General features: G+C 73.6%; 18 protein-coding genes. 4 read left to right on the top strand and 14 right to left on the bottom strand.

What is annotated here, in order from left to right:
- Positions 1-35: 35 nt before the first annotated feature.
- A complete protein-coding gene (locus ACFWUY_RS07380; RefSeq protein ID WP_384103025.1) occupies positions 36-266 on the bottom strand; it encodes a hypothetical protein in 231 nt (76 codons plus the stop codon).
- A 532-nt stretch (positions 267-798) separates the two neighbouring features.
- On the opposite strand from ACFWUY_RS07380, the gene ACFWUY_RS07375 reads away from it, so the two are divergent.
- Positions 799-1428, top strand: coding sequence for a class I SAM-dependent methyltransferase (locus ACFWUY_RS07375; protein ID WP_384103023.1), 630 nt, complete (start codon positions 799-801; stop codon positions 1426-1428).
- 33 nt (positions 1429-1461) lie between these two features.
- Here the strand turns inward: ACFWUY_RS07375 and ACFWUY_RS07370 are convergent, their stop codons facing one another.
- Positions 1462-1986: an SRPBCC family protein gene (locus ACFWUY_RS07370; RefSeq protein ID WP_384103021.1), complete on the bottom strand. Its 525-nt coding sequence runs from the start codon at positions 1984-1986 to the stop codon at positions 1462-1464.
- Between the two features lie 214 nt (positions 1987-2200).
- On the opposite strand from ACFWUY_RS07370, the gene ACFWUY_RS07365 reads away from it, so the two are divergent.
- A complete protein-coding gene (locus ACFWUY_RS07365; RefSeq protein WP_384103019.1) occupies positions 2201-2971 on the top strand; it encodes a methyltransferase in 771 nt (256 codons plus the stop codon).
- 65 nt (positions 2972-3036) lie between these two features.
- On the opposite strand, the gene ACFWUY_RS07360 is transcribed toward ACFWUY_RS07365, so the two are convergent.
- Together ACFWUY_RS07360 and ACFWUY_RS07355 are read right to left on the bottom strand one after the other, a co-directional pair.
- Positions 3037-3663: an ATP-binding protein gene (locus tag ACFWUY_RS07360; protein ID WP_384103017.1), complete on the bottom strand. Its 627-nt coding sequence runs from the start codon at positions 3661-3663 to the stop codon at positions 3037-3039.
- 205 nt (positions 3664-3868) lie between these two features.
- Positions 3869-4189: a hypothetical protein gene (locus ACFWUY_RS07355; RefSeq protein WP_384103015.1), complete on the bottom strand. Its 321-nt coding sequence runs from the start codon at positions 4187-4189 to the stop codon at positions 3869-3871.
- 174 nt (positions 4190-4363) lie between these two features.
- Between ACFWUY_RS07355 and ACFWUY_RS07350 the strand changes: the two genes are divergently transcribed.
- Entirely contained in the window at positions 4364-5506 is a 1143-nt protein-coding gene (locus tag ACFWUY_RS07350) for a PLP-dependent cysteine synthase family protein (protein WP_384103013.1), read from the top strand.
- On the opposite strand, the gene ACFWUY_RS07345 is transcribed toward ACFWUY_RS07350, so the two are convergent.
- From ACFWUY_RS07345 to ACFWUY_RS07335, 3 genes are all read right to left on the bottom strand, one after another.
- Complete coding sequence (locus tag ACFWUY_RS07345) at positions 5466-5966, bottom strand: SRPBCC family protein (protein ID WP_384103011.1); 501 nt, start codon at positions 5964-5966, stop codon at positions 5466-5468. The two genes, ACFWUY_RS07350 and ACFWUY_RS07345, sit on opposite strands and share 41 nt — an antisense overlap.
- Before the next feature lie 134 nt (positions 5967-6100).
- Positions 6101-6541, bottom strand: coding sequence for an SRPBCC family protein (locus tag ACFWUY_RS07340; protein ID WP_384103009.1), 441 nt, complete (start codon positions 6539-6541; stop codon positions 6101-6103).
- On the bottom strand, positions 6538-7365 hold the full coding sequence (locus ACFWUY_RS07335) for a DeoR/GlpR family DNA-binding transcription regulator (RefSeq protein WP_384103007.1): 828 nt from the start codon (positions 7363-7365) through the stop codon (positions 6538-6540). The genes ACFWUY_RS07340 and ACFWUY_RS07335 overlap by 4 nt, the downstream gene beginning before the upstream one ends.
- A 133-nt stretch (positions 7366-7498) precedes the next feature.
- Here ACFWUY_RS07335 and ACFWUY_RS07330 point away from each other — a divergent pair, with 133 nt between their 5' ends.
- On the top strand, positions 7499-9982 hold the full coding sequence (locus ACFWUY_RS07330; protein WP_384103005.1) for a hypothetical protein: 2484 nt from the start codon (positions 7499-7501) through the stop codon (positions 9980-9982).
- Here the strand turns inward: ACFWUY_RS07330 and ACFWUY_RS07325 are convergent.
- The 7 genes from ACFWUY_RS07325 to ACFWUY_RS07295 form a co-directional block, all read right to left on the bottom strand.
- A complete protein-coding gene (locus tag ACFWUY_RS07325) occupies positions 9952-12360 on the bottom strand; it encodes a right-handed parallel beta-helix repeat-containing protein (RefSeq protein ID WP_384103003.1) in 2409 nt (802 codons plus the stop codon). The genes ACFWUY_RS07330 and ACFWUY_RS07325 overlap by 31 nt on opposite strands.
- Before the next feature lie 242 nt (positions 12361-12602).
- The gene (locus tag ACFWUY_RS07320) at positions 12603-13199 is read right to left on the bottom strand and encodes a hypothetical protein (protein ID WP_384103001.1); all 597 of its coding nucleotides are present in this window, start codon (positions 13197-13199) and stop codon (positions 12603-12605) included.
- Positions 13200-13292: 93 nt separating this feature from the next.
- Entirely contained in the window at positions 13293-14117 is an 825-nt protein-coding gene (locus tag ACFWUY_RS07315; RefSeq protein WP_384102999.1) for an MOSC domain-containing protein, read from the bottom strand.
- Positions 14118-14170: 53 nt separating this feature from the next.
- Complete coding sequence (locus ACFWUY_RS07310) at positions 14171-14659, bottom strand: DUF6643 family protein (RefSeq protein ID WP_384102997.1); 489 nt, start codon at positions 14657-14659, stop codon at positions 14171-14173.
- 194 nt (positions 14660-14853) lie between these two features.
- The gene (locus ACFWUY_RS07305) at positions 14854-17778 is read right to left on the bottom strand and encodes an NHLP bacteriocin export ABC transporter permease/ATPase subunit (RefSeq protein ID WP_384102995.1); all 2925 of its coding nucleotides are present in this window, start codon (positions 17776-17778) and stop codon (positions 14854-14856) included.
- A gap of 1 nt (position 17779) precedes the next feature.
- Positions 17780-20050 (bottom strand): NHLP family bacteriocin export ABC transporter peptidase/permease/ATPase subunit, encoded by a 2271-nt coding sequence (locus tag ACFWUY_RS07300; RefSeq protein ID WP_384103310.1) that lies wholly within the window; start codon positions 20048-20050, stop codon positions 17780-17782.
- Positions 20035-20841, bottom strand: a complete 807-nt coding sequence (locus tag ACFWUY_RS07295) for an HlyD family efflux transporter periplasmic adaptor subunit (protein WP_384103307.1) — start codon at positions 20839-20841, stop codon at positions 20035-20037. The genes ACFWUY_RS07300 and ACFWUY_RS07295 overlap by 16 nt, the downstream gene beginning before the upstream one ends.
- Positions 20842-20964: the final 123 nt, after the last annotated feature.

Below are 20964 nucleotides of genomic sequence, written 5' to 3'. Positions count from 1 at the left end.
CACGCCTTTGCTGAGGATGAGCGCGCGAGGCGGAGTCAGCAGCCGGGGCCGATCGGCGGAGACGACGTCAGGGCGAGGGCGGCGTTCCGCAGCTGGGCAGCCCACGTCTGCTGGTCGAGCCCCAAGGTGTACTCGATGCAGCAATCGCGTTGCGGGATCAGCGCCACGAACGATCGCTCCACCGCGGTCTCGACCTCCGTCTCCCACCAGTCGTCCGTCGCCAGGTCAGCGGGTGTCGTCTCTCCGTCGATGAGCCTCGCCGCCATTCGGCGCAGGGCGTGGCGCCGTGCCAGGCCCGACCCGGCAACCCGATCCCGGACTCGGCAAGTGCTTGCTCGAACGCGTCGCGCAGGTCGCGGGCATCCGCGTTGCGAGGCCAACCGGCGGGCTCGCGCAATGTCGGGGTGTCCAGTCCGGCTGCGAGCGCCTCAGCGGCGACCATCGGCAGATCCTCCGGGCGTATCTCATCCGCCTGGTAACGGCACGCCACCTCACCCAGAGATGTGAGCCCGCTCTGCACGGAGGCTTCCGGTTCTGGTGGCGTTCCTTCTGCTCTCATGACTCCTACGGTGTCAGCACCGCTTCCAGCAGGGAAGGCACCCAGGGGCGGGCCCGCTCGGCACCCACCCCGCGCGTTCGCCTGAACCCGGGGCCGACCCACCGACTGTCGCCGGTTCTCCGAGGAAGCCGACCGGCTGGTGGCCCTGTCGTCGTAGCCGAGCGAGTCCGCTACGACGGCGCGGGATCCGGCATGGGGCCGGAGAAAAGCTGCGGACGGGGGGTGTTAAGTTCCTTCCCGTGGCGGAGCACCAGGACGAGACCAGGGCGGCCTACGACGGGGTCGTCGAGCTGTATGCGTCGATGTTCGCCAATCGACTGGAGACGCGGCCGTTCGCGCGGAACATGATCGGCATTTTCGCCGAGCTGGTGCGTGGGACGGGTAATCCGCGGGCGGCCGACGTCGGCTGCGGGCCCGGACATCTGACAGCCATGCTGCACGACCTGGGGCTGGACGCCTTCGGGATCGACCTCTCCCCGGCCATGGTCGACCACGCCCGGCGGGCCCATCCGGCGCTGCAGTTCGACGAGGGGCGGATGGAGGCCCTCCCGGTCGAGGACGGCGCGCTCGGTGGAGTGCTGGCCCACTACTCGATGATCCACACGCCTCCTGGGGAACTACCCGCGCTGCTCGCCGAGCAGGCACGTGTCCTGGCACCAGGGGGCCTGCTCCTGGTCTCGTTCTTCGGGACCGACGCACCCGAGCCGGTCCGCTTCGACCACAAGGTGACGCCCGCCTACAGCTGGCCGGCGAACCGGTTCGCCGAGCTGCTGGCCGGGGCCGGGTTCGTCACGTTCGCCCGGCTGCTCCATGACCCGGCCTCCGAGCGGGGCTTCCTCGACACCCACTTGCTGGCCCGCCTCGGCTGAAGCACGTGGCCTTCTGCCGGCGGGCTCTCGTATTCACCTGTTGTCGGCTCCCCGAGGAAGCCGGCCTGTCGGTCGAGGCCCGTCCGCTACCTCTCGGGGGCGGCTCTCGACCAGCTCGGCGAGCCGGTCCAGGGCCGTGCGCGTGCCCGTCTCGTTGTCGGCGGCGGGCACGGCGTCGGGCACCCCCTCGTGGACGACGAGCACGTCCGTGCCGCCGTCCATCGGGATCAGCGTCGTCGTGAGGGTCATGGCGCCGTGCAGCCGGGGGTCCGGGGACTCGAACTCGATGATCTCGACCACGCGTTCGTCGGCGAGCAGTTCCACGAAGCGACCGTGGTACGTGTCCGTGCGCGCCCCCGACTTCCCCGTGCCGTCCGCCGCCGTCCCGTAGCGCAGCGAGACCCGGAAGGTACCCCCTTCGCGCGCGTCGAAGTCGTGCACCTCGCAGGTCATCCCGTAGGGCACCCGCCAGTGTGCGACGGTCTCCGGGTCGAGCAGGGCCCGGTAGACGGCCGAGGGCGGGGCCTCGATGTGACGGGACACGCGCGTCGTGTACACGCGTACCAGGTTAGGGCGAGTCCGGCGGAAACGCTTCCCCGGCTCCAGGAGTTCCGGTCCGGAAAGGCACCCCGGTCCGTAAGGCGCGCCGGTCCGGAAAGGCGCTCCGACCTGGAAGGCGCCCCGGGCCGGGAGGCGCTCCTGGTGCCGGAAAGGCGCTCCGTCGCCGGAAACCGGTGGGCCGCGGACCTCGGACGACGTACTGTTCCGCCTCATGATCTCTTCTGAATCCGATCTTCCCCCGCGCCTCGGCAGCCTCACCTTCCACGGTCCGCTCTCCGAGGCCCGCGCCACCCGCCTGATCGAGCGGCTCGCTGCCTCCGGGCCCGCCGACGTGCTCGACATCGGCTGCGGCTGGGGCGAGTTGCTCCTCCGTGTCCTGGAGGCCGCCCCGGAAGCCAAGGGCGCCGGGATCGACATCAACGCCGAGGACCTGGCCCGCGGCCGCGCCCTCGCCGAGGAGCGGGGACTCGCCGACCGCGTCGAGTTCGTCGAGGAGTCGGCACTCGGCACCGACCGCGGCCCCGTCGACGCGATCCTCTGCCTCGGCTCCAGCCAGGCGCTCTGCGACCCCGAGCAGCCGCACGACCCCGCCGCCGCCCTGCGCGAACTGCGCCGGCTGGTCCGCCCGGGGGGCAGGGTCGTGCTCGGGGAGGGCTTCTGGGAGCGCACCCCCACCGAGCAGGAGCTGGCCGGCATGTGGCCGGGCGCGCACGCCGGAGAGCACTTCTCCCTCGGCGCCCTCGTCGACCTCGCGATCGAGGCGGGGTTCCGGCCCGCGTGGATCGAGACGGCGAGCGCCGACGAGTGGGAGGAGTTCGAGTCGGGCTACCGGTACGACACCGAGGTCTGGCTCGCCGCCCACCCGGACCACCCGCTCGCCGCCGAGACCCGCGAGCGCGTCGACCGGCAGCGTTCGACCTGGCTGAACGGCTACCGGCGGGCCCTCGGCATCGCCTACCTCACCCTGGTCGCCGTGGCCTGACCAGGGGTTCACGGCACACGGGTCCACGGCACGACCGTGGCCGGCCGGGCGGGCCCGCGGGCGGTTCAGCCCGCGCGGCCGGCCAGGACCCGGCGGGCCGTGACCACGGCGGGGGCGGGCGCGAGGACCGGTTCCGGCGCGAGAGCCGGCTCGGGGGCCGGGGCCGGTTCGGCCGGGGCGCTGAGCGGGACACCGGAGAACCGTCCGTACCCGAGGAGGGGCCCCTCGCTCCCGGAGCCGTACACGGCGAGCGGACGCGCCATGACCGGGACGGCGGGCGGTGGCGCCGTGAGGGTGAACCAGACCACCTTCCCGTCGGCCCCGCAGGGGCGGACGCCCCAACTGTCGCTGACCGCACCGACGATGGTGAGGCCGCGGCCCGAAGTGGCCAGCTCGTCGTACCCGTCGAGCGGATCCGGACAGACGGCCTCCGGTATGCGGGGGTCGTGGTCCCGGACGGAGACCGTGAGGCGGTCGAGCAGCAGCTCGATCTCGACGGTGCACCGCTTGTCCGGCTTCGCGTGCCGGTGGACGTTGGTCAGAAGCTCGGTGACTCCGAGCACGGCGTGGTCGACCAGAGCGTCGACGTGCCAGTGACGGAGGTGCGCGGAGACAATCCTGCGGACCTGTCCGATCCGCGACGGCAGGGCCTGAAGCTCCACCGCGTAATACCTGCTCGGCTCGCTGATCACGGCTGCGGCTCCCCGAAGTAGTCCGGAAGAAGACGAAGATTCGGATCTTTCATGCGGTACGGCTGGGCGTGACCGGAAACGTACCGTCACCACCTTCGAACCCTCTGTGAGGTTGTTCCAGCGTGACCCAGGGGTGAGCGTCCCGCAACTCACGGCGACCCCCGCCCTCGTCCCGGCCGGTCGTCGCCGCGGACGGTCCGTCGTGTCAGCGCCGTTCGGTGGCCCGCTTCAGGGCGGCGAGGAAACGGCCGGACTGCTCCGCCTCGCCGCCGCCACCGTCGTGGTCGTCCCGGTGCAAGGTCAGCCGGTAGCGGGTGCCGTTCACGGTCGCGACCGTCTCGTCGGCCTTCGCGAACCACGGCCGCCCCGCCCGGACCTTCTCCACGGGCGCGCTGTCGATCTCGCTGCCGTAACTCGTGAGGAGGGCGAGCCGTCCGTCCTCGATCCGTACCTCGCCCGCGCGCGTCAGCGAACGCGGCCAGCGGGCGATCCGTACGCCCCTCGCGCTGAACTCGGGTTCCGACATGCCGATCCGCCCCTTTCACCCGGTTGTCGTTCCCAGTGTGCCGGGCCGTCCCGGCCCGCACCAGAGGCCCTCCCGCAAGTCATCCCTATGGAGAGTCAAAGGAAACGTTTGCCCAGGTGAGAGGGGTATCGTCGACAGCGGGCACCCAGTGGAAGCGACCGAGGAGAGGCACGGATGAGCACCACGGAGAACAGCGTGGGGAACCGGGCGGCCGCCGCGGCGGTGACCGTCGACGTCGACCGCAGCGACCCGGCGTACCGGGCCTGGCTCAAGGAGGCCGTCCGCAAGGTCCAGGCCGACGCGAACCGCTCCGCCGACACCCATCTGCTGCGCTTCCCGCTCCCCGAGAAGTGGGGCATCGACCTCTACCTCAAGGACGAGTCCACCCACCCCACCGGCAGCCTCAAGCACCGCCTCGCCCGCTCCCTCTTCCTGTACGGCCTCTGCAACGGCTGGGTGCGGCCGGGGAAGCCCGTCATCGAGGCGTCCAGCGGCTCGACCGCCGTCTCCGAGGCCTACTTCGCGAAGCTCGTCGGCGTGCCCTTCATCGCCGTCATGCCCCGCACCACCAGCCACGAGAAGTGCCGGCTCATCGAGTTCCACGGAGGGCAGTGCCACTTCGTCGACGACTCGCGCACGATGTACGAGGAGGCCGCCGCCCTCGCCGAGCGCACCGGCGGCCACTACATGGACCAGTTCACGTACGCGGAGCGGGCCACCGACTGGCGCGGCAACAACAACATCGCCGAGTCGATGTACCAGCAGCTGAGGCTGGAGCGCTATCCGGAGCCCGCCTGGATCGTGGCCACCGCGGGCACCGGCGGCACCTCGGCGACCATCGCCCGCTACGTCCACTACATGCAGCACGACACCCGGATCTGCGTCGCCGACCCCGAGAACTCCTGTTTCTTCGACGGCTGGACGCACGACGACCCGGGCGCCACCGCGGACTGCGGTTCCCGCATCGAGGGCATCGGACGCCCCCGGATGGAGCCGAGCTTCGTGCCCGGGGCCGTCGACCGCATGATGAAGGTGCCCGACGCGGCGAGCGTCGCCGCCGTCCGCGCCCTGGAGACCGTGATCGGCCGCAAGGCGGGCGGTTCCACCGGCACCGGTCTGTGGAGCGCCTTCAAGATCGTGGCCGAGATGGTCGCCCACGAGCGGACCGGCAGTGTCGTCACCCTGATCTGCGACCCCGGCGAGCGCTACCTCGACAAGTACTACTCCGACGACTGGCTGGCCGCCCAGGGCCTGGACATCGCCCCGTACAGCGCCGCTATCGAACGGTTCCTGGAGTCCGGGGCCTGGCCGGAATGAGCCGCCGGTCGAGCCGGCGCGCCGCGTCCCGGAAGGACAGGCCCACGCCGGGCCCCGCGAGGCGCAGCCCGAGCCGGAACGGAGCCGCGCCGTCGGCCGCCATGGTCCACCGCAGCCGGGTGCCCCTCCCCGTGGGGGTGAGGGACCACTCCTCGGCGAGGGCCGACACGCCGGGGGCGTTGGTGGCGTCCACCCGGTAGGCGTACCGGACGTCGGGCTCGGAGGCCAGGACCGTCTCCTCGAAGGCGATCCCGCCCCGCAGCCGGACGGTCCTGCCCGCCCCGTCGCCCGTCGGGACGGCGGAGGTGACCGCCGTGAACCAGGAGGGCAGGCTGCCCACCTCCACGGCGAGCGACCGGTAGACGGCCGGCGGCGGCGCGGCCAGGGTCGCGGTGAAGACCAGCCGGACGGGCGCGGACGCGGTGAAGTCGAGCTCCACCGGCCTCAGTCGGCGTGCCATGGTCGAACCTCCCGGGGCGCGAGCGGAGAACGCACCCTAGCTGACGCGCTGTCAACGGCACAGGGGGCCGACGGCGCCCGCCCGTTGCGGGGCCCGGGCTTCCGCTCTCGGGCCCGCACCATCCGGCCCCCACCTCATTCCCGCCGCAGCAGTCCGTCCACCGCCCGCCCGAACAGCACCCGTCCCGCCCGCGCGAGCACCGGATCGAGAACCCGTGGCACCCCGCGTACGGACAGCTCCTCCGTCCACACCACCCGGCTGCCACCGCCCGGCGACTCCGTCACCTCGACCAGCGCCCAACCCCGCACCACCCGCCCGGACTTCTCCAGCCGGCACGCCCCCGGCCGTCCCTCGGCCGGGGGTTCCCAGCGCACGACCTCCATCGGGTCGTCGAAGGACAGCCGGCCGATGCCCGTACGGGCCGTGAACCGGGTTCCGACCCGGTTCGGCCCCGGCGTCAGCACCCTCGTCCGGGTCAGCGGCACCTGGCGGCCGTGCGCCGGCCAGTCCGTCAGCCGCCGCCACACCTCCCCGGGCGCCGTCGGAACGGTCCGCTCGACCCGGAAGCGGCTCACGCCTGTTCCTCGCCCGCCACCACGAGTCCCGGCAGCTGCTCCGCCACCTCGGCGCGTACGCCGTCGGGCAGGCCGCGGTCCGTCACCCAGGTGTCCACCTCGTCGAGCGTGGCGAAGGAACTCAGGCCCACCGTGCCCCACTTGGTGTGGTCGGCGACCACCACCACCCGGCGCGCCGACCGCATCAGGCACCGGTTGGTCTCCGCCTCCGCCAGGTTCGGCGTCGACAGACCGGCCTCCACCGAGATGCCGTGCACGCCGAGGAACAGCAGGTCGAAGTGGAGCGAGCGGACCGCGCGGTCCGCCACAGGACCCACCAGGGCGTCGGAGGGCGTGCGCATCCCGCCCGTCAGGACGACCGTCGCCGCCCCGCGCCGGGACTCGCCCGCACCGGCGGCGAGCTGGGCCTCGTGGAACACGTCCGCCACCCGCACCGAGTTGGTCACCACCGTCAGGTCAGGGACGTCGAGCAGGTGCCGGGCCAGGGCGAAGGTCGTCGTCCCGCCGGAGAGGGCGATCGCCGTGCCCGGGGCGACCAGGGCGGCGGCCGCCCGCGCGATCTCGTCCTTGGCGCTCGGTTCGAGCACCGACTTGGCCTCGAAGCCGGGCTCGTGGGTACTCGCCTCGACCACCGGAACGGCTCCGCCGTGCACCTTCGCCAGCACGCCCTGCCGGGCCAGCGCGTCGAGGTCGCGACGGATCGTCATGTCCGAGACGCTGAGGCGCCGGGTCAGCTCGTTGACCCGTACACCGCCGCGCCGCCGTACCTCGTCGAGGATGAGGGCGCGTCGCTGCTCCGCGAGGAGGTTCTGGTTGTCAGTCACCGCCGTGGCCGGTCCTTCCGCAGGAGACAAGGGGATGGCTGTCGGATTCGGTGAGGAACGGTGCGCGGGCGCACCCCGTCCGGGATCCTGTTGCCGACGTCGCATCTTCCCACCCTGAGAGGAAGTCCCCTCAGTGTCCCCTGCCACACCTGCCCCGGAGAGCGGGGGCGCGGCGCTCGAACTCCTCGTCCACGGAGTCGGCGGAGCCACCCCCCAGGACATGCTCGACGACCCCAGGACGGTACGGGTCACCGGCGACCGGACCGCCGCCGTGTACCGGCGCGCCGACGACCTCGACGCCGAGGACCACCCCGAGCGGTACGCGGCACGCCCGGTCCCGGAGGCGTACTGCTGGTCCAACCTCACCTCGGGCGACGGCGCCCGCGCCCTGTGGTTACTGCTCCTGCCCTTCATGGTCGTCAACCTGGCGCACTGGATGCGCCCGCCCGCCCGGGGCCGTCAGGGGCTGGTCCGGCTGTACGGGGTCCTCGTCCGGCTCGTGGCGCTCACCCTCACCGTGCTCCTGACCGCCGCCGCCTGCGAGGTGGCGCTCGACCTGACGGCCTGGCAGTGCGCCGGGACCGCCGTCTGCGCCGACGCGTACCCCTGGCTCGGCTTCCTCTCCGAGGGGCGCGGCGGCTGGTGGTCGCAGCCCGGCCGCCGCCTCGCGCTCGCCGCCCTGGTGCCGGCCGCGCTCGTCGGTCTCCTCTGGTACCTGTCGACCAGGACCTGGAGCGCGTACGAGGCCCAACGCCCGCCCACCGGCGACGACACCCCCGCGGCGGAACCACCCGCCGGCCCGAGGACGGCGGACCCGGAGACGGCGGACCCGGAGACGCCCGATCCGACAGTGCCCTGCCCGGAGGCGGTGGGCCGGGCCGGTCCCTTCGGGGCGCGCCCCGCCCTCGGCCGCCCCGGGTTCTGGTACGGGCGCCGGCTCGTCGCCCGCCTCAGGGCCGCCCACACCGCCGCCGGCCTCCTCACCGTCGCCGCCGCCCTCACCACGGCCACCGCACGGCACGACGCGACGACCCCCGGCGCGGGCGTCGCCCTCGGCCGGGTCCTCCAGACCGCCCTCATCGCCCTCTTTGTGTTCGTCGTCTGGGTCGTCTGCCGCCGCGGCCGCAGCGAGCGCCGGCTCGACCTGCGCGTCGAGCGCGCCCTCGTCTCCTGGCTGCCCGGCGGCGCGCTCGCGCTCCTCGCGCTCAGCGCCCTGTACGCGGGCTGGTCCCGCCCCGGCTGGACATCCGGCGGGCCCCTCCCCGGCGACGCCGTCTTCGGCGGCCTCACCCTCGCCCAGGGCGGCCTCGTCGTCGCCCTCGGCATGGTCACGCTGCTGCTCCAGCGGCCCGGCCGTGACCCGCGCACGGCGTTGCGCGGACTCGGCGGCCCCGCCGTCGCCATGCTCGCCTGCGCCCTCGCCGGGGTCATGTCCGGGGGAGTGGCCCAATGGGTCGCCGACTGGCTCGACGGCCCGGGAGCGGGCCACGGCGGTCCCCGGATCGCTCCGCCCGTCCTGCTCAGCTGGCAGGCCTCCGTCATCCCCGTGCTGCTCCTGCTGCTGCTCGTGCCCGCCGTCCTCCTCGCCGTACGGACCGTGCTCGTCGCCCGGCGGCTGCGCGCCACGGTCGAGGCCGACTACCGGGCAGCCGACGAGAGCGACCCGGTCCGCACCGGACAGATCGCCTCCGGCCGGGCGCGTGCGGCGCTCACCGACTCCGCGCCGGTCCTCGTCGGCGTCGTCTCCGGAGCCACCCTGCTCCTCGGGGCCGCCTCCGTCGCCGGAGCCTGGGCCAGCGGAAACGTCCCCGGGCGGGCCTTCGACGGCGCCCACCCCGCCGTCGCGTCGCTCGCCTCCGCCACCCAGGCCCTCGGCTCCTGGATGATCGGCTTCGGCTTCCTGCTCTTCGTCACGTGGGGCCGCCGCGCCTACCGGGACGCCTCCGCCCGCCGCACCATCGGCATCCTGTGGGACGTCGGCACCTTCTGGCCCCGCGCCGCCCATCCCTTCGCCCCGCCCTGCTACGCCGAGCGGGCGGTTCCCGACCTGACCTGGCGGATGAGCTCCTGGACCCGGAGCACCGGCGGCCGGCTCGTCATCTCCGGACACTCCCAGGGCAGCGTCCTCGCCGCCGCCGCCGTCTGGCAGCTGCCGCCCACCACCCGCGGCCGGGTCGCGCTCCTCACGTACGGCTCACCCCTGGAGCGGCTCTACGGCCGCTGGTTCCCCGCGTACTTCGGCCCCGAGGCGCTGCGTGCCCTGCACCGTACGGTGCACTGCTGGAACAACCTGTACCGGGCCACCGACCCCATCGGCGGACCCGTCCGGGTGCCCGCGGAGGACGGCCGGCCGACCGTGGACGCGGCGGTCCTGCGCGACCCGGTCTCCTACGGCCGCACCCGCGAGCACCCGCTGCCCGAACCGATCCTCGGCCACTCCGACTACCGGTCCGACCCGGAGTTCGCGCTCCGGCGCTCCGCCCTCCTGGACCGGCTGCTGCCCGCACTGCCCCGGCAGCGCGACCCGAGCGAGACGATGGACCAAGGAATTTCGAGTCAAGGGAGTCCGAGTCAAGGGAGTTCGGATCAGGGGAGCTCGGGCAGGTCCTCGGGGTAGAGCAGCGTCAGGTCGTCCGTGCTCATCTCGGTGAGCGCGGCGACCCGCCCCGCGTGCCGCTCCACCATCGACTCGAACGTCTGCCGCGCCGTGCGGCCGTTGCCGAAGGCCGGGCCCTTGGGCAGCTTCGTGAAGTACCCGAGCAGCGCCTCGTCCGTGCCCGGGGCGAGCCGGTACTCGTGCTCGTCCGCCTGCTGCCCGACGATCCTGAGCAGCTCGTCCGGCTCGTAGTCGCCGAAGGTGATGGTCCGCGAGAAGCGGGACGCCACGCCGGGGTTGACGGTGAGGAAGCGCTCCATCTCCGCCGTGTAGCCCGCGACGATGACCACCACCGCGTCCCGGTGGTCCTCCATCAGCTTCACAAGCGTGTCGATCGCCTCACGGCCGAAGTCACGGCCCGAGTCCTCCGGCGACAGGGCGTACGCCTCGTCGACGAAGAGCACCCCGCCGCGCGCCCGGTCGAAGGCCTCCTGGGTACGGATCGCCGTCGAGCCGATGTGCTCGCCGACCAGGTCGACCCGGGACACCTCCACCAGGTGCCCGCGTTCGAGGACCCCCAGCGAGGCCAGGATCTCGCCGTAAAGGCGTGCCACCGTCGTCTTGCCCGTGCCCGGGTTGCCCGTGAAGACCAGATGGCGGCGGACCGAGGCCGCCTTGAGCCCCGCCTCCTGACGTTTGCGTCCCACCTCGATCATGTTGGTGAGGGTGCGCACCTCCAGCTTGACGCTCTCCAGACCCACCAGGGCGTCCAGCTCCCCGAGCACGTCCTGCGAGGAGCGGGAGGAGGGCACGGGCTCCGGAGCGGCCCGCGGTACGGGCGCCTGTACGCGCGGCGCCGGCACCGTCCCCAGGAGCCCCGTCGGCTGCGTGGCCGTCAGGACCGTCCCCCCGTCGGGTACGGAGGAGCGGACCGCGCTCTCGTCGCTGGTGCAGTCCTCCGCGCTCGTCCCCTCCTCCGGGAACTCGTAGCCGCCGCGCGCGCACCGCTCCGTACGGCACTTGCGCAGGGTCGTGCGGCAGCCGTCCGTGACGTGGAACCCGTACCCGCCGCTGCCGGTGACCCGGCAGCCGGTGAAGGAGCCGCGGCCCTCCGCCGACACGTAGAAGCCGGCCTCGGCGGGCGAGGTGACCGTGCACCGGTCGATCGTGGGATCGGCGCCCTTGGTGACGATGACCCCGGTCTGCACGGAGTCGAAGGTGCAGCCGCCGAGGGTGCCGCCGCTGCCGTGGTCGCGGAACCAGGCGCCGGTGGAGGCCTCCCGGATCCTGCAGTCGTCGAGCTGCGCCGTCGCCCCGTCGCTCACCGACACCGCCGTGTTCCGCACCTGCGACAGATCGCTGTCGACGACGTCCACCCGGGAACCCCGGTCGAGGACGAACAGCGCGTCCGGCACGTCGTGTACCCGGCAGGCGTCGAGGACGGCGGTCGCCCCGTCGCTCACCCACACCGCCGGGTAGTCGCCCGTACTGTCGTGGATCTCGCACTGGTTGGCGTCCACCCGGGTCCCCGGGTCCCACACCGAGAGGCCGTTGCGGCCGAAGCGGCGGACGGTCGACCGGGTCAGCGTCAGGACCGAGCGCGAACGCAGGTCGACGGCGTTCTCGGGGATGTCGTGGATGTCGCAGTCCGAGAGCGTGAGCACCGCGTCGGTGTCGAGGGTGATGCCGTCCGCCGACGTGCGGTGCACGGAGGAGTCGGTGAGGTGGGCGGTGGCGCGGGCCGCGATCTGGAGGCCGGCGCCCTTGATCTCGTACACCTCGCAGCCGATGCCCTCGAGGCCGCTGCCCTCGCCGGTCACCGCGATCCCGGCGCCGGAGGCGTGGTGCACCCGGCAGCGTTCGAGGCGCGGATGCGCCCCGCCCCGCACCGAGACGCCCGCCTGCCCGGCGGAGACCACCTCGCACTCCTCGAACACCCCGCCCGCCCCGTCGAGTACGGCGATGCCGACCCCGGCGGGATTGTCGACCGTGCAGCGGCGGACCGTCGGCCGGGCCGCGCCCCGCACCTCGATCCCGGCGGCGGAGCGGGTCATGATCCGCAGGTCGAGCAGTTCGGGCGTGCCGTCCTCGACGAGCAGCGCCGGAGCGGCGACGTCCTGCCCCTCGATGTGGAGGTCCTGCACGGTGACGGAGGCGCGGATGGTCAGCGGCACCCCGTCCGGCGGTGCGATCCGCACCGAGCCGACCCCGCCCTCGGGGCCGCGCAGGGTGACGGCCCGCCGCACCACGAGGTTCTCCCGGTAGGTTCCGGGCGCGATCGTGAGCACGTCCCCGTCGCCCGCGGCCTCCAGGGCGGCGGCCAGCGAGGGGTACTCACCCGTGCGGCGCCGCCACCGCGATGTGCCGGTGTGCGTCACCTGGACCGTGCCCTGTGCCATGGGTGTGTCCTGCCCCCGCCTCATGCCTCGCCGCTGAACCGATGCCCCACCGTAGCGCGCGCGGGGCCACGCGGTTGACGGGTCACCGGCCCGTACCCGTGCGGGCGCCGGACTGTCCCTCGGCTCGCGTCACAGGCGGTCGGCGGTGGTCGGCGGCGGTCGAGGTCGGTCGGGCCCGGTCGAACCCGGACCCGGTCCGCGTCCGGTCCCCGTCCGGGTCCGTTCCCCGCTCGCGCCCCGCCTCAGCTGCCGGTGCCGGTGCGGCCCCAGTCGGGGCCGGCCGCCGCCCACGCCCGGTCCAGGCGCGCGTACCGCAGCAGCACCAGCCGGCGCACGGCGAGGCGGCGGACGGTCTCCACCAGGAGACCCGTGAGCAGCGCGACCGTCAGACCGGCGACGGCGGCGTGCGCGCGGGCCGTGTCCGCGGGCAGCGGCGGCGGCACCGGGCGTCCCTCCCGGTCCGTCCACAGGGCGAAGGTGGCGCCGGGGGCGGAGGTCCGCCGGGCCGTCGTCACCGTGCCCGTACGGGCCGAGCCGTCCGGCGCGGTCCACCGGGCCACCACCGGGCGGCGCAGCCGCTGTTCCCCGGCCGTATCGGCGGTCTCCGCTCCGCCCGCGGGCCGCACCACCCGGGCCGTCGTCGGCACGCGTTGCTCCTGCTGGGCGCGGACGGCCCGCTGGAGCGAGCTGTCCGCGGAGGAGCCGGCCGCCCAGCCGGTCAGCGGCACCACGACACAGAGCAGCACGATCGCCACGGAGGCGACCCAGGCCTCGACGAGATCCGTGGTCCGGCGCAGGGGGTTGTGCCGCCAGCGCCAGAGTCCGATGGCCGCGCGCACGTCGGGACCCCCTCGTCGTTCACCGCTTCTCCGACGAGTGTGCCCCGGGGGAGGGCTCCCCGCCCGTCGGGCCGGTGATCGGGAGGTTTCCGCTCAGTCCAGGATCTTCACCTCGTCCCCGACCCGGACCGTGCCGGTGTGCTCGGGGACGAGGTTCTGGCCGAAGATGACCCGGCCGTCGTTCTTGCGGTGCCGGGCGAGGGTCCACAGCGGCTCCTTGCCCCGCTCGGCGGAGAGCTGGTCCGTCGTGGTGACGACACAGCGCCCGCAGGGCCTGGCGACCCGGAAGGTGACCTCTCCCACGGCGAGCCGCGTCCAGCCGTCCTCCGCCCACGGCGCGGTCCCCTCGATCACCAGGTTCGGCCGGAACCGGTTCATCGGCAGGGGACCCTCGTGGGCGTGGTCCCCCTGGGCGACGAGGGAGTTGAGGGCGTCGAGCGAGGACGTGGCGGCGACGAGCAGCGGATAGCCGTCCGCGAAGCTCACCGTCTCGCCGGGCAGCGCGTACTCCGGGTCGACCGGCCGCCGGTGCTCCGGCGCGTCCATGTGGACGAGCCGGAAATCGCCCTCCAGGTACGCCGAGAGCCAGCCGGCCGCCGCCCGGTCGGCCGGCACCGCCTCCACGAACTTGTCGAAGATCTCCACGGTGACGGTGGACGAGGGATGCGGAACCTCGACCGCCAGCACCGGGTGACCGGGCGCGGACAGGGCGACCCCGCCGCCCGGCAGGGGTTCGGCCGTGGCCAGCGCCATCCGGGGGTGACGGCGCTGGGTCACGACCTTGCCCGTCGCGTCGACGACGGCCCAGCGGCGGTCCCCGGCCAGCCCCCAGGGCTGGACCTCGGCCTCCGTGGGAGCCAGCGCGCGCATGGCCTTCACCGGGTGGACGTGGACGGAGCGGAGCACGGGAGTCGGCATGCGGTCATCCTGCCAGCCGCTCCGGGCCCGACGTCCCCCGGTGCGTGGGCCGGTCAGTAACCCCCACCCTGGTAGGGACGGTTGTACGGGTCGTCGTACGGCGCGGGGGCGGGGACCGGAGCGGGCCGGGGCGCCGCCGGACGCATCGCCTCGTATCCCGCGGGCGCGGGGCGGGGCGGCTGCGTGTACTGGCCGCCCTGATAGCCGCGCGGGGCCATCTGCTGCTGCGGGATGTACGGGGCGGGGGCGTGCTGCAGGGGCACGGGTGCCATCTGCGGCGAGGGCTGCGGGTATCCGTAGCCGCCGCCGTAGGAGGGCTGCGGGGTGGGCGCCGCCGGGAGGGCGGGCAGTGCCGCGGGGAGCGCCGGCAGGTAGGAGCCGCTCTGGGGGAAGCTGCTGCCGGTGTCGTAGGCGGCTGGCACTCGGATCGGGGCGATCTGAGGCGTGCCCCGCTCCGCGACCAGGGAGTCGTAGATCGGGGTGTCCGGGAAGGACGGCGCGGTGTGGTAACCGCCTCCATAGGTGGAGCGGGGGGAGGTCATGGCCATAAGTTAAGCCCACGATGTGCTGGTTGGGGAGTCCCCATCTTCGGGTCATCCGATTTACGCTGTTTTTGCCGGGCTGACCTGCCAAAACATCGTTAAAGTCTGCGTAAACAGTCGGGGACTTTCTCCGTTGATCTTGAGCGTGCGAAACTCAGGATTATCAATCTATTACCGATAGTAATCACGGAGTATCAGCCGAGTTGACGCCGGACCAGTTCATGGAAGAGACCGGTCGTGTCGGCGAGGAGTTCCGCGGGAGTGCCTTCCTGGACGACACGTCCGTCCGCCAGGGCGATCACCCGGTCCGCTTCCATGACCGTGGACAGTCGGTGGGCGATCACGACACGGGTCGCGTTCAGGGCGCGGGTCGATTCTATGACGGTCCGCTGCGCCTCGTTGTCCAGGGCGCTGGTCGCCTCGTCGAAGAAGAGGACACGGGGCCGGCGGACGAGGGCCTGGGCGATCATCAGCCGCTGGCGCTGGCCGCCCGAGATGTTTCCGCCGCCGTCGGACAGCATCGTGTGCATGCCCATGGGCATGGCCTTGATGTCCTCCGCCAGGCCCGCCATCGCGGCGGCGGCCCACACGTCCTCCAGGGGATACGTCCCCGCGCCCCGGATGCAGTCGAGGACGGAGCCGGAGAACGGCTGGGCGTTCTGGAGCACGACACCGCACTGACGGCGCACGGCCGCCCGGTCGAGGGCCGCGAGGTCCTGCCCGTCGTACCGGACGGTGCCGGAGGCCGGCCGGTCGAAGCCGATGAGCAGCCTCAGGAGGGTGGACTTGCCGCTGCCGCTGGCCCCGACGATCGCGACGAACTCGCCCGGCCGCACCCGGAGGTCGACCCCGTCGAGGACCAGCGGCCCGTCCTCGGTGTAGCGGTACGACAGGTTCTCGGCCTCGACGGCCCCGGTCAGTTCGCCGGGGTGGACGCTGGAGCCGCGCACCTCGGGTGTCTCCCGGAACACCGGCCTGATCTGTTCGAACATGGGCTGTACGGCGGCGGCCGAGAGGAGCGCGCCGGTCAGCTGCGTGACCGAGGACAGCATCATCGTGACGGCGGTGCTGAAGGTGAGGAACTCGCTCGCCGACAGGGTGCCCCGGGCCGGACCGGCCAGGAGCGCGAACATCACGAGCGTGCACAGCGGCAGGCAGACCGCGCCGACGACGGCGAGGACGTTCTTGATCCGCCCGACGCGCCGGTGCAGCTCGCGGGTGCGGGCGAACTCCCCCGCCCAGGCCGCGTACGCGAAGCTCTCGGCCGCCGCGACGCGCAGCTTCGGCAGACCGCGCAGGGTCTGGAAGGCCTGGTTGTCGAGCTTGTCGTTGATCCGGATCAACCGGCGCTGGTAGCGCAGTTGCCAGAGTCCGAGGCCCAGGAAGACCGCGGCCGTCGCGAGCAGCAGGGCGAGTGCGACGAGGGCCAGGGGCACGCTGTAGACGAGGAGCAGGACGAGGTTGACCGTGCCGACGGTGCCCGCCTGGAGGACCACGGGGCCGATGCCGGACAGGACCCGGCGGATGGCGCTGACGCCCATGGCGGCGGCCGCCAGTTCGCCGGTCGAACGGCCGGTGAAGAACGTCGCGGGCAGGCGCAGGAGACGGTCCCAGACGGCGGGTTGGAGCGTGGCCTCGACGCGGCCCTCCATACGGAGGATCGCGGTGTTCTGGAGCAGCGAGAAGGCGGCCGAGACGACGCCGGCCGCGATGATCGCGATGCCGGTCCTGACGATGAGGCCGGTCTCGGCCGCCGGTACGTACGTGCCGAGCACCTTGCCGGTGGCGACGGGCACCAGGGCGCCGAGGGCCACCGCGACGAGCCCGCCGACGAGGAGGGCGCGGAGCTCCGCCCGGGTTCCCCGCAGGCTGAACCGGAGCAGCGGCAGCAGGCCCAACGGCCGGTCGGGCAGCGGGCGGTAGAACATGACGGCGCGCGGTGCGAACTCCACGGAGTTGGACCGGCCGACGCGCTCCCGCCCGCCGGTGGCGGGGTCGACCGCCACGTACCGGCCCCGCCGCCACAGCAGGGCGACCGGTGACCCGTCCGCCGCGCGGTGGCCCACGAGGGGGCCGCTGTCCTCTCGCCACCACCGGTCACCGAGCCGGACGCCCCGGGTGCGGATCCGGGAGGCGAGCGCGACGCGTTCGACGGGATCGAGCCGTCCGGCGTCGGCGCCCTCCGTCCCGGCCGGTTCCGCGAGCGTGATGCCCGCCGCGGCGGCGACGGTCCGGCACACGGCGTAGGTCGCGTCGTCGTCGGCGCGGCCCCGGGCGGGGGTGCCGCCCCCGCGCCCGAGGGAGGCGAGGAGGGTGTGGTCCGCCCGGGTGCGGGCGGCCCTCCCCGCCTCGATCCCGGCCGCCGCACGGTCCTCGTGGTCGCGTTCGAGCTGCTCGATCCAGCCGTCCAGGGCGTGCAGCAGCCGGTACTGCTGGTCGACCATGCCCTGCCAGGTCGAGGGGTCGACGAGGAGGGTGCCCGCGCCGGGGCTCGGGTGACCTTCGTACACGGCCCCGTACGCGATGCTGCCCGGGGTGAGCCGCATCCAGAGGACGTCGTCGTCGGCCGTACCACCGGTGGGGCCGCCGTCGAGGGCGGCTTGGTACAGGACCCGCAACCCGCGCCCGATGCCGAGCGCGAAGGCGTGCTCCAGGGGGCTGGGCGGAGCCTCGGCCCGCGTCCCGTACGTGCTCCGGTCCTCGTACCACCGGCCCTCGTACCACTGGCCGCCGTATCCCTGCTCCCCGTACCCCTGACCGGCGTACTGCCCCGCCGGGTACGCCAGTTCGCGGAGCTCGACGCGGCGCAGCAGGCAGCCCTGCGCGGGGCGGCCGATCAGGGTGTGCGCGGGGCCGTCGACCGGGCCGAGGAGCAGCGTGCCCGCTTCGAGGCGGCCCAGGAAGTGCCACGGGCCGAGCCGCGCCGCGTCGACGGCGAAGAGGTCCATGGCGCCGTCGACGACGAGCCAGAGGACGTACGGGCCTTCGAGGGCGACGCCGCTCGGACCGGCGCGGTCGACGGCGGTGCCCAGGGTGCCCAGGGCGGCGACGACCGGGTCCTGCGCGCCGCCGTCGTGCCGTACGCCGGTGAGGTCGGCCGGCGGGTGGGGGAAGGTCACCTCAGTCCTCCTTGATCAGGCCGGCGTACGCGCCCCGCGCGGCGAGGAGCTGCTCGTGGCGCCCGCGTTCCACGACCGTGCCCCGGTCGAGGACGACGATCTCGTCGCTGTCGCGCACGGTGCTCAGCCGGTGGGCGATGACCACGCAGGCGCAGCCGCGCCGCCGCAGGTTGTCGATGACGATCTGTTCGGTCGCCGCGTCGAGGGCGCTGGTCACCTCGTCGAGGATCAGGACGCTGGGGCGGCGCACCAGCGCGCGGGCGATCTCCAGGCGCTGGCGCTGGCCGCCGGAGAAGTTGCGGCCGTCCTGCTCGACGCGGCCGCGGATGCCGCCGGGCCTGCGGGCCACCACGTCGTACACGGCGGCGTCCTGGAGGGCCGCGACGACGGCCTCGTCCGGCACGGAGGGGTCCCAGAGCGCCACGTTGTCGCGGACGGTGCCCTCGAAGAGGAAGACGTCCTGGTCGACGAAGGAGACGGAGGCCGCGAGGACACCGCGCGGGATGTCCTCCAGACGCGTCCCGTCGATGCGGATCGTGCCCTCCCACGGTGTGTAGAGGCCGGACATCAGCCGCGAGACGGTCGACTTGCCGCTGCCCGAACCGCCGACCAGCGCGACCTGCTGCCCGGGGCCGACGGTGAGCCGGAAGTCCTTGAGCAGCGGGGCGTCCAGGGGGCTGTACCCGAAGGTGACGCCGTCCAGTTCGACGTGGCCGGTGAGCCGGCGGGTGGGGGCGCTCGGGGCGTGCCGGGTGTGGACCGGGTCGACGGGGAAGTCCTCGACGTCCCTGAGCCTGGCGACGTCGGCGGCGAAGTCCTGGACGCGGCCCGCCACGCCGTTGAGCCGGGCGATCGGTGCCGTGAAGCCGGTCACGAGGGCCTGGAAGGCGACGAGCAGCCCGACGGTGAGGTGCCCCTCCACGGCCCGCAGACCGCCGATCGTGAGGATCAGCGCGCTGTTGAGCACGGCGAGGGCGGGCGCGACGACCGCCAGCCAGGCACCGGGCACGCCGAGCCGCTGCTGCACGTCGAGGGTGATCGCGTGCTGTCCGGCCCAGCGGCGGAAGAAGCCGTCCTCGCCGCCCGTGGCCTTCATCGTCTCGATGAGCTGGAGGCCGCTGTACGCGGTGTTGGTCAGCCGGGCGCTCTCGGCGCGCAGCTTCTGCGTGTCGGTGGCCCGCAGAAGGACGACGACGCGCAGGGCGAGGACGTTGAGCAGGGCGACGAGGACGCCGACGACGGTGAGCTGCGGGTCGTACGTCCAGAGCAGTACCGCGTAGAGCAGCACGACGACGGCGTCGACGGCCGCCGCGGCCAGGTCGCGGGCGAGGGTCTCGGCGACGGCGTCGTTGGACCGGAGGCGCTGGACGAGGTCGGCCGGGTTCCGCTGGGCGTAGAAGGCGAGCGGGAGCCGGAGCAGGTGCCGCAGGAAGCGGGCGCTGCCCAGGGTGGAGGCGATGACGCGCCCGCGCAGCAGGTTCGCCTGTTGGAGGCCGGTGAGGGTCGCGGTGAGGACGAGGGCGGTCGCCATCGCCGCGAAGACCACGCCGAGCAGGGACGTCTGGTTCCCGATGAGGAACATGTCGATGTACGTACGGCTCAGCGCGGGCACCCACGCGCCGACGGCCACCAGGAGAAGGCTGGCGACGACCGCCGCGGCCATGGTGCCGGAGGTGCCGCGCAGCCGGGAGGGCAGGGCGGAGAGGACACCCGGCCGGTTTCCGCCGCGGCGGAAACCGGGGCCCGGCGCGAAGGTGAGGACGATGCCGGTGAAGCTGGTGTCGAACCGGTCCATGGGGACGAACCGGCGGCCGCTGCCGGGGTCGTTGACGTACACGCCGGGGCGGCCGAAACGGCGGCCGGTGCCCTCGTAGACGACGTAGTGGTTGAACTCCCAGAACAGGACGGCCGGGGCGGCCACCTCCGTGAGCGCGGCCACGTCCATCTGCATGCCCTTGGCCTGGAGTCCGTAACCACGGGCGGCCTTCAGGAGGTTGCCCGCCCGGGAGCCGTCGCGGGAGACGCCGCAGGCGATGCGGAGCTCCTCGAGGGGGACGAACCGGCCGTGGTGGCCGAGCACCATGGCGAGGGCTGCGGCGCCGCACTCGACCGCCTCCATCTGGAGGACGGTGGGGGTACGGACGGTCCGGGGCCGGCGGCCCTTGGCGGGGGGCGTACGGCGACGGGCCCCGCCGGCGGGCGGGAGCCGACGCGAGGACGATCGGGAGCGGGTCCGGGCGGACGCACCGGGCGCGCTCACGGGAGCAGCCAGTCGACGGGGCGCTGTGCGGCGAGGTGGACGGCGCCGGTGACGGGCGTGCCGGAGGCGGGGGCCTGCGGGGGCCCGTCGGCGGAGGACCAGACGTAGCCGGACACGGTGGCGGTGGAGCGGTCCAGGGCCACGAGCACGGCGACCGGAGGGCCCTGGCGGGAGAACCGCGCGGCGAGTCCGGCGTCGCCGAGGAAGGAGCCGAGCCGCGCCTCCGACTGGGGCGTGCGGCCGACGGCGGTGACACGGCCGCGGAGCACGCCGAACCGGTCGCGCGGGACGGACTGGACGCCGAGGTCGACCCGGGCGCCCGCGCGGACCGTGGCGGCGGTGTCGCCCGGCAGGTACAGGACGGCCATCAGCGGTGCGTCCGGGTCCGTCACGCGCTCGACGGTCGCCACGTCGGCGCCGGTGGTGACGATCGATCCCAGCCCGGCGTACAGGGTGGTGACGCGACCGCCGGCGACGGCGCGGACGGGCCGGTCGCCCCGGTCCGTGCGGACGGTCAGCAGGGGCGCTCCGGTGACCACGGACCGGCCCTCGTCGACGAGGACCTCGGTGACCTGTCCGGCGACGGGGCTCTGGAGGAGGTAGGAGCCCTCGGCGTGGGTGAGGAGGCCGGGGGCGTTCAGCTTGGACGTCACTGTGCCGGTGAGGGCCCAGAAGCCCGCGGCGGCCATGACGACGAGGGTGACGGCGAGCACGAGACGCCCCTGGGGACGCGCGAAACGCACGGGTACGTCGAGTTCTTCGGGCGATTGCAGCTTGGAAAGCGCATTGCGGCGGAACTGCACGGACTATTCCTTCGGCTGCGTTCTCTCGCATTCCGCGGTCGGGTTTTCCGCGGTATGGACAAGGGGCGGCCGTGAACCCCGGAACCTGGGTGGTTCCGGGGTTCACGGGTGATGTCCGGACCG

This window comes from Streptomyces sp. NPDC058664 (assembly GCF_042716635.1).
Taxonomy (GTDB): domain Bacteria; phylum Actinomycetota; class Actinomycetes; order Streptomycetales; family Streptomycetaceae; genus Streptomyces.
The sequence above is the reverse complement of the archived record's forward strand: the minus strand, read 5'-3'. Positions and strand labels throughout refer to the sequence as shown.

Coding starts and splice junctions, on each gene's coding strand:
- ACFWUY_RS07315 (WP_384102999.1), bottom strand. CDS start 14,117: ATGCCGACTCCCGTGCTCCGCTCCGTCCACGTCCACCCGGTGAAGGCC.
- ACFWUY_RS07355 (WP_384103015.1), bottom strand. CDS start 4,189: ATGTCGGAACCCGAGTTCAGCGCGAGGGGCGTACGGATCGCCCGCTGG.
- ACFWUY_RS07325 (WP_384103003.1), bottom strand. CDS start 12,360: ATGGCACAGGGCACGGTCCAGGTGACGCACACCGGCACATCGCGGTGG.
- ACFWUY_RS07380 (WP_384103025.1), bottom strand. CDS start 266: ATGGCGGCGAGGCTCATCGACGGAGAGACGACACCCGCTGACCTGGCG.
- ACFWUY_RS07310 (WP_384102997.1), bottom strand. CDS start 14,659: ATGACCTCCCCCCGCTCCACCTATGGAGGCGGTTACCACACCGCGCCG.
- ACFWUY_RS07345 (WP_384103011.1), bottom strand. CDS start 5,966: ATGGCACGCCGACTGAGGCCGGTGGAGCTCGACTTCACCGCGTCCGCG.
- ACFWUY_RS07350 (WP_384103013.1), top strand. CDS start 4,364: ATGAGCACCACGGAGAACAGCGTGGGGAACCGGGCGGCCGCCGCGGCG.
- ACFWUY_RS07365 (WP_384103019.1), top strand. CDS start 2,201: ATGATCTCTTCTGAATCCGATCTTCCCCCGCGCCTCGGCAGCCTCACC.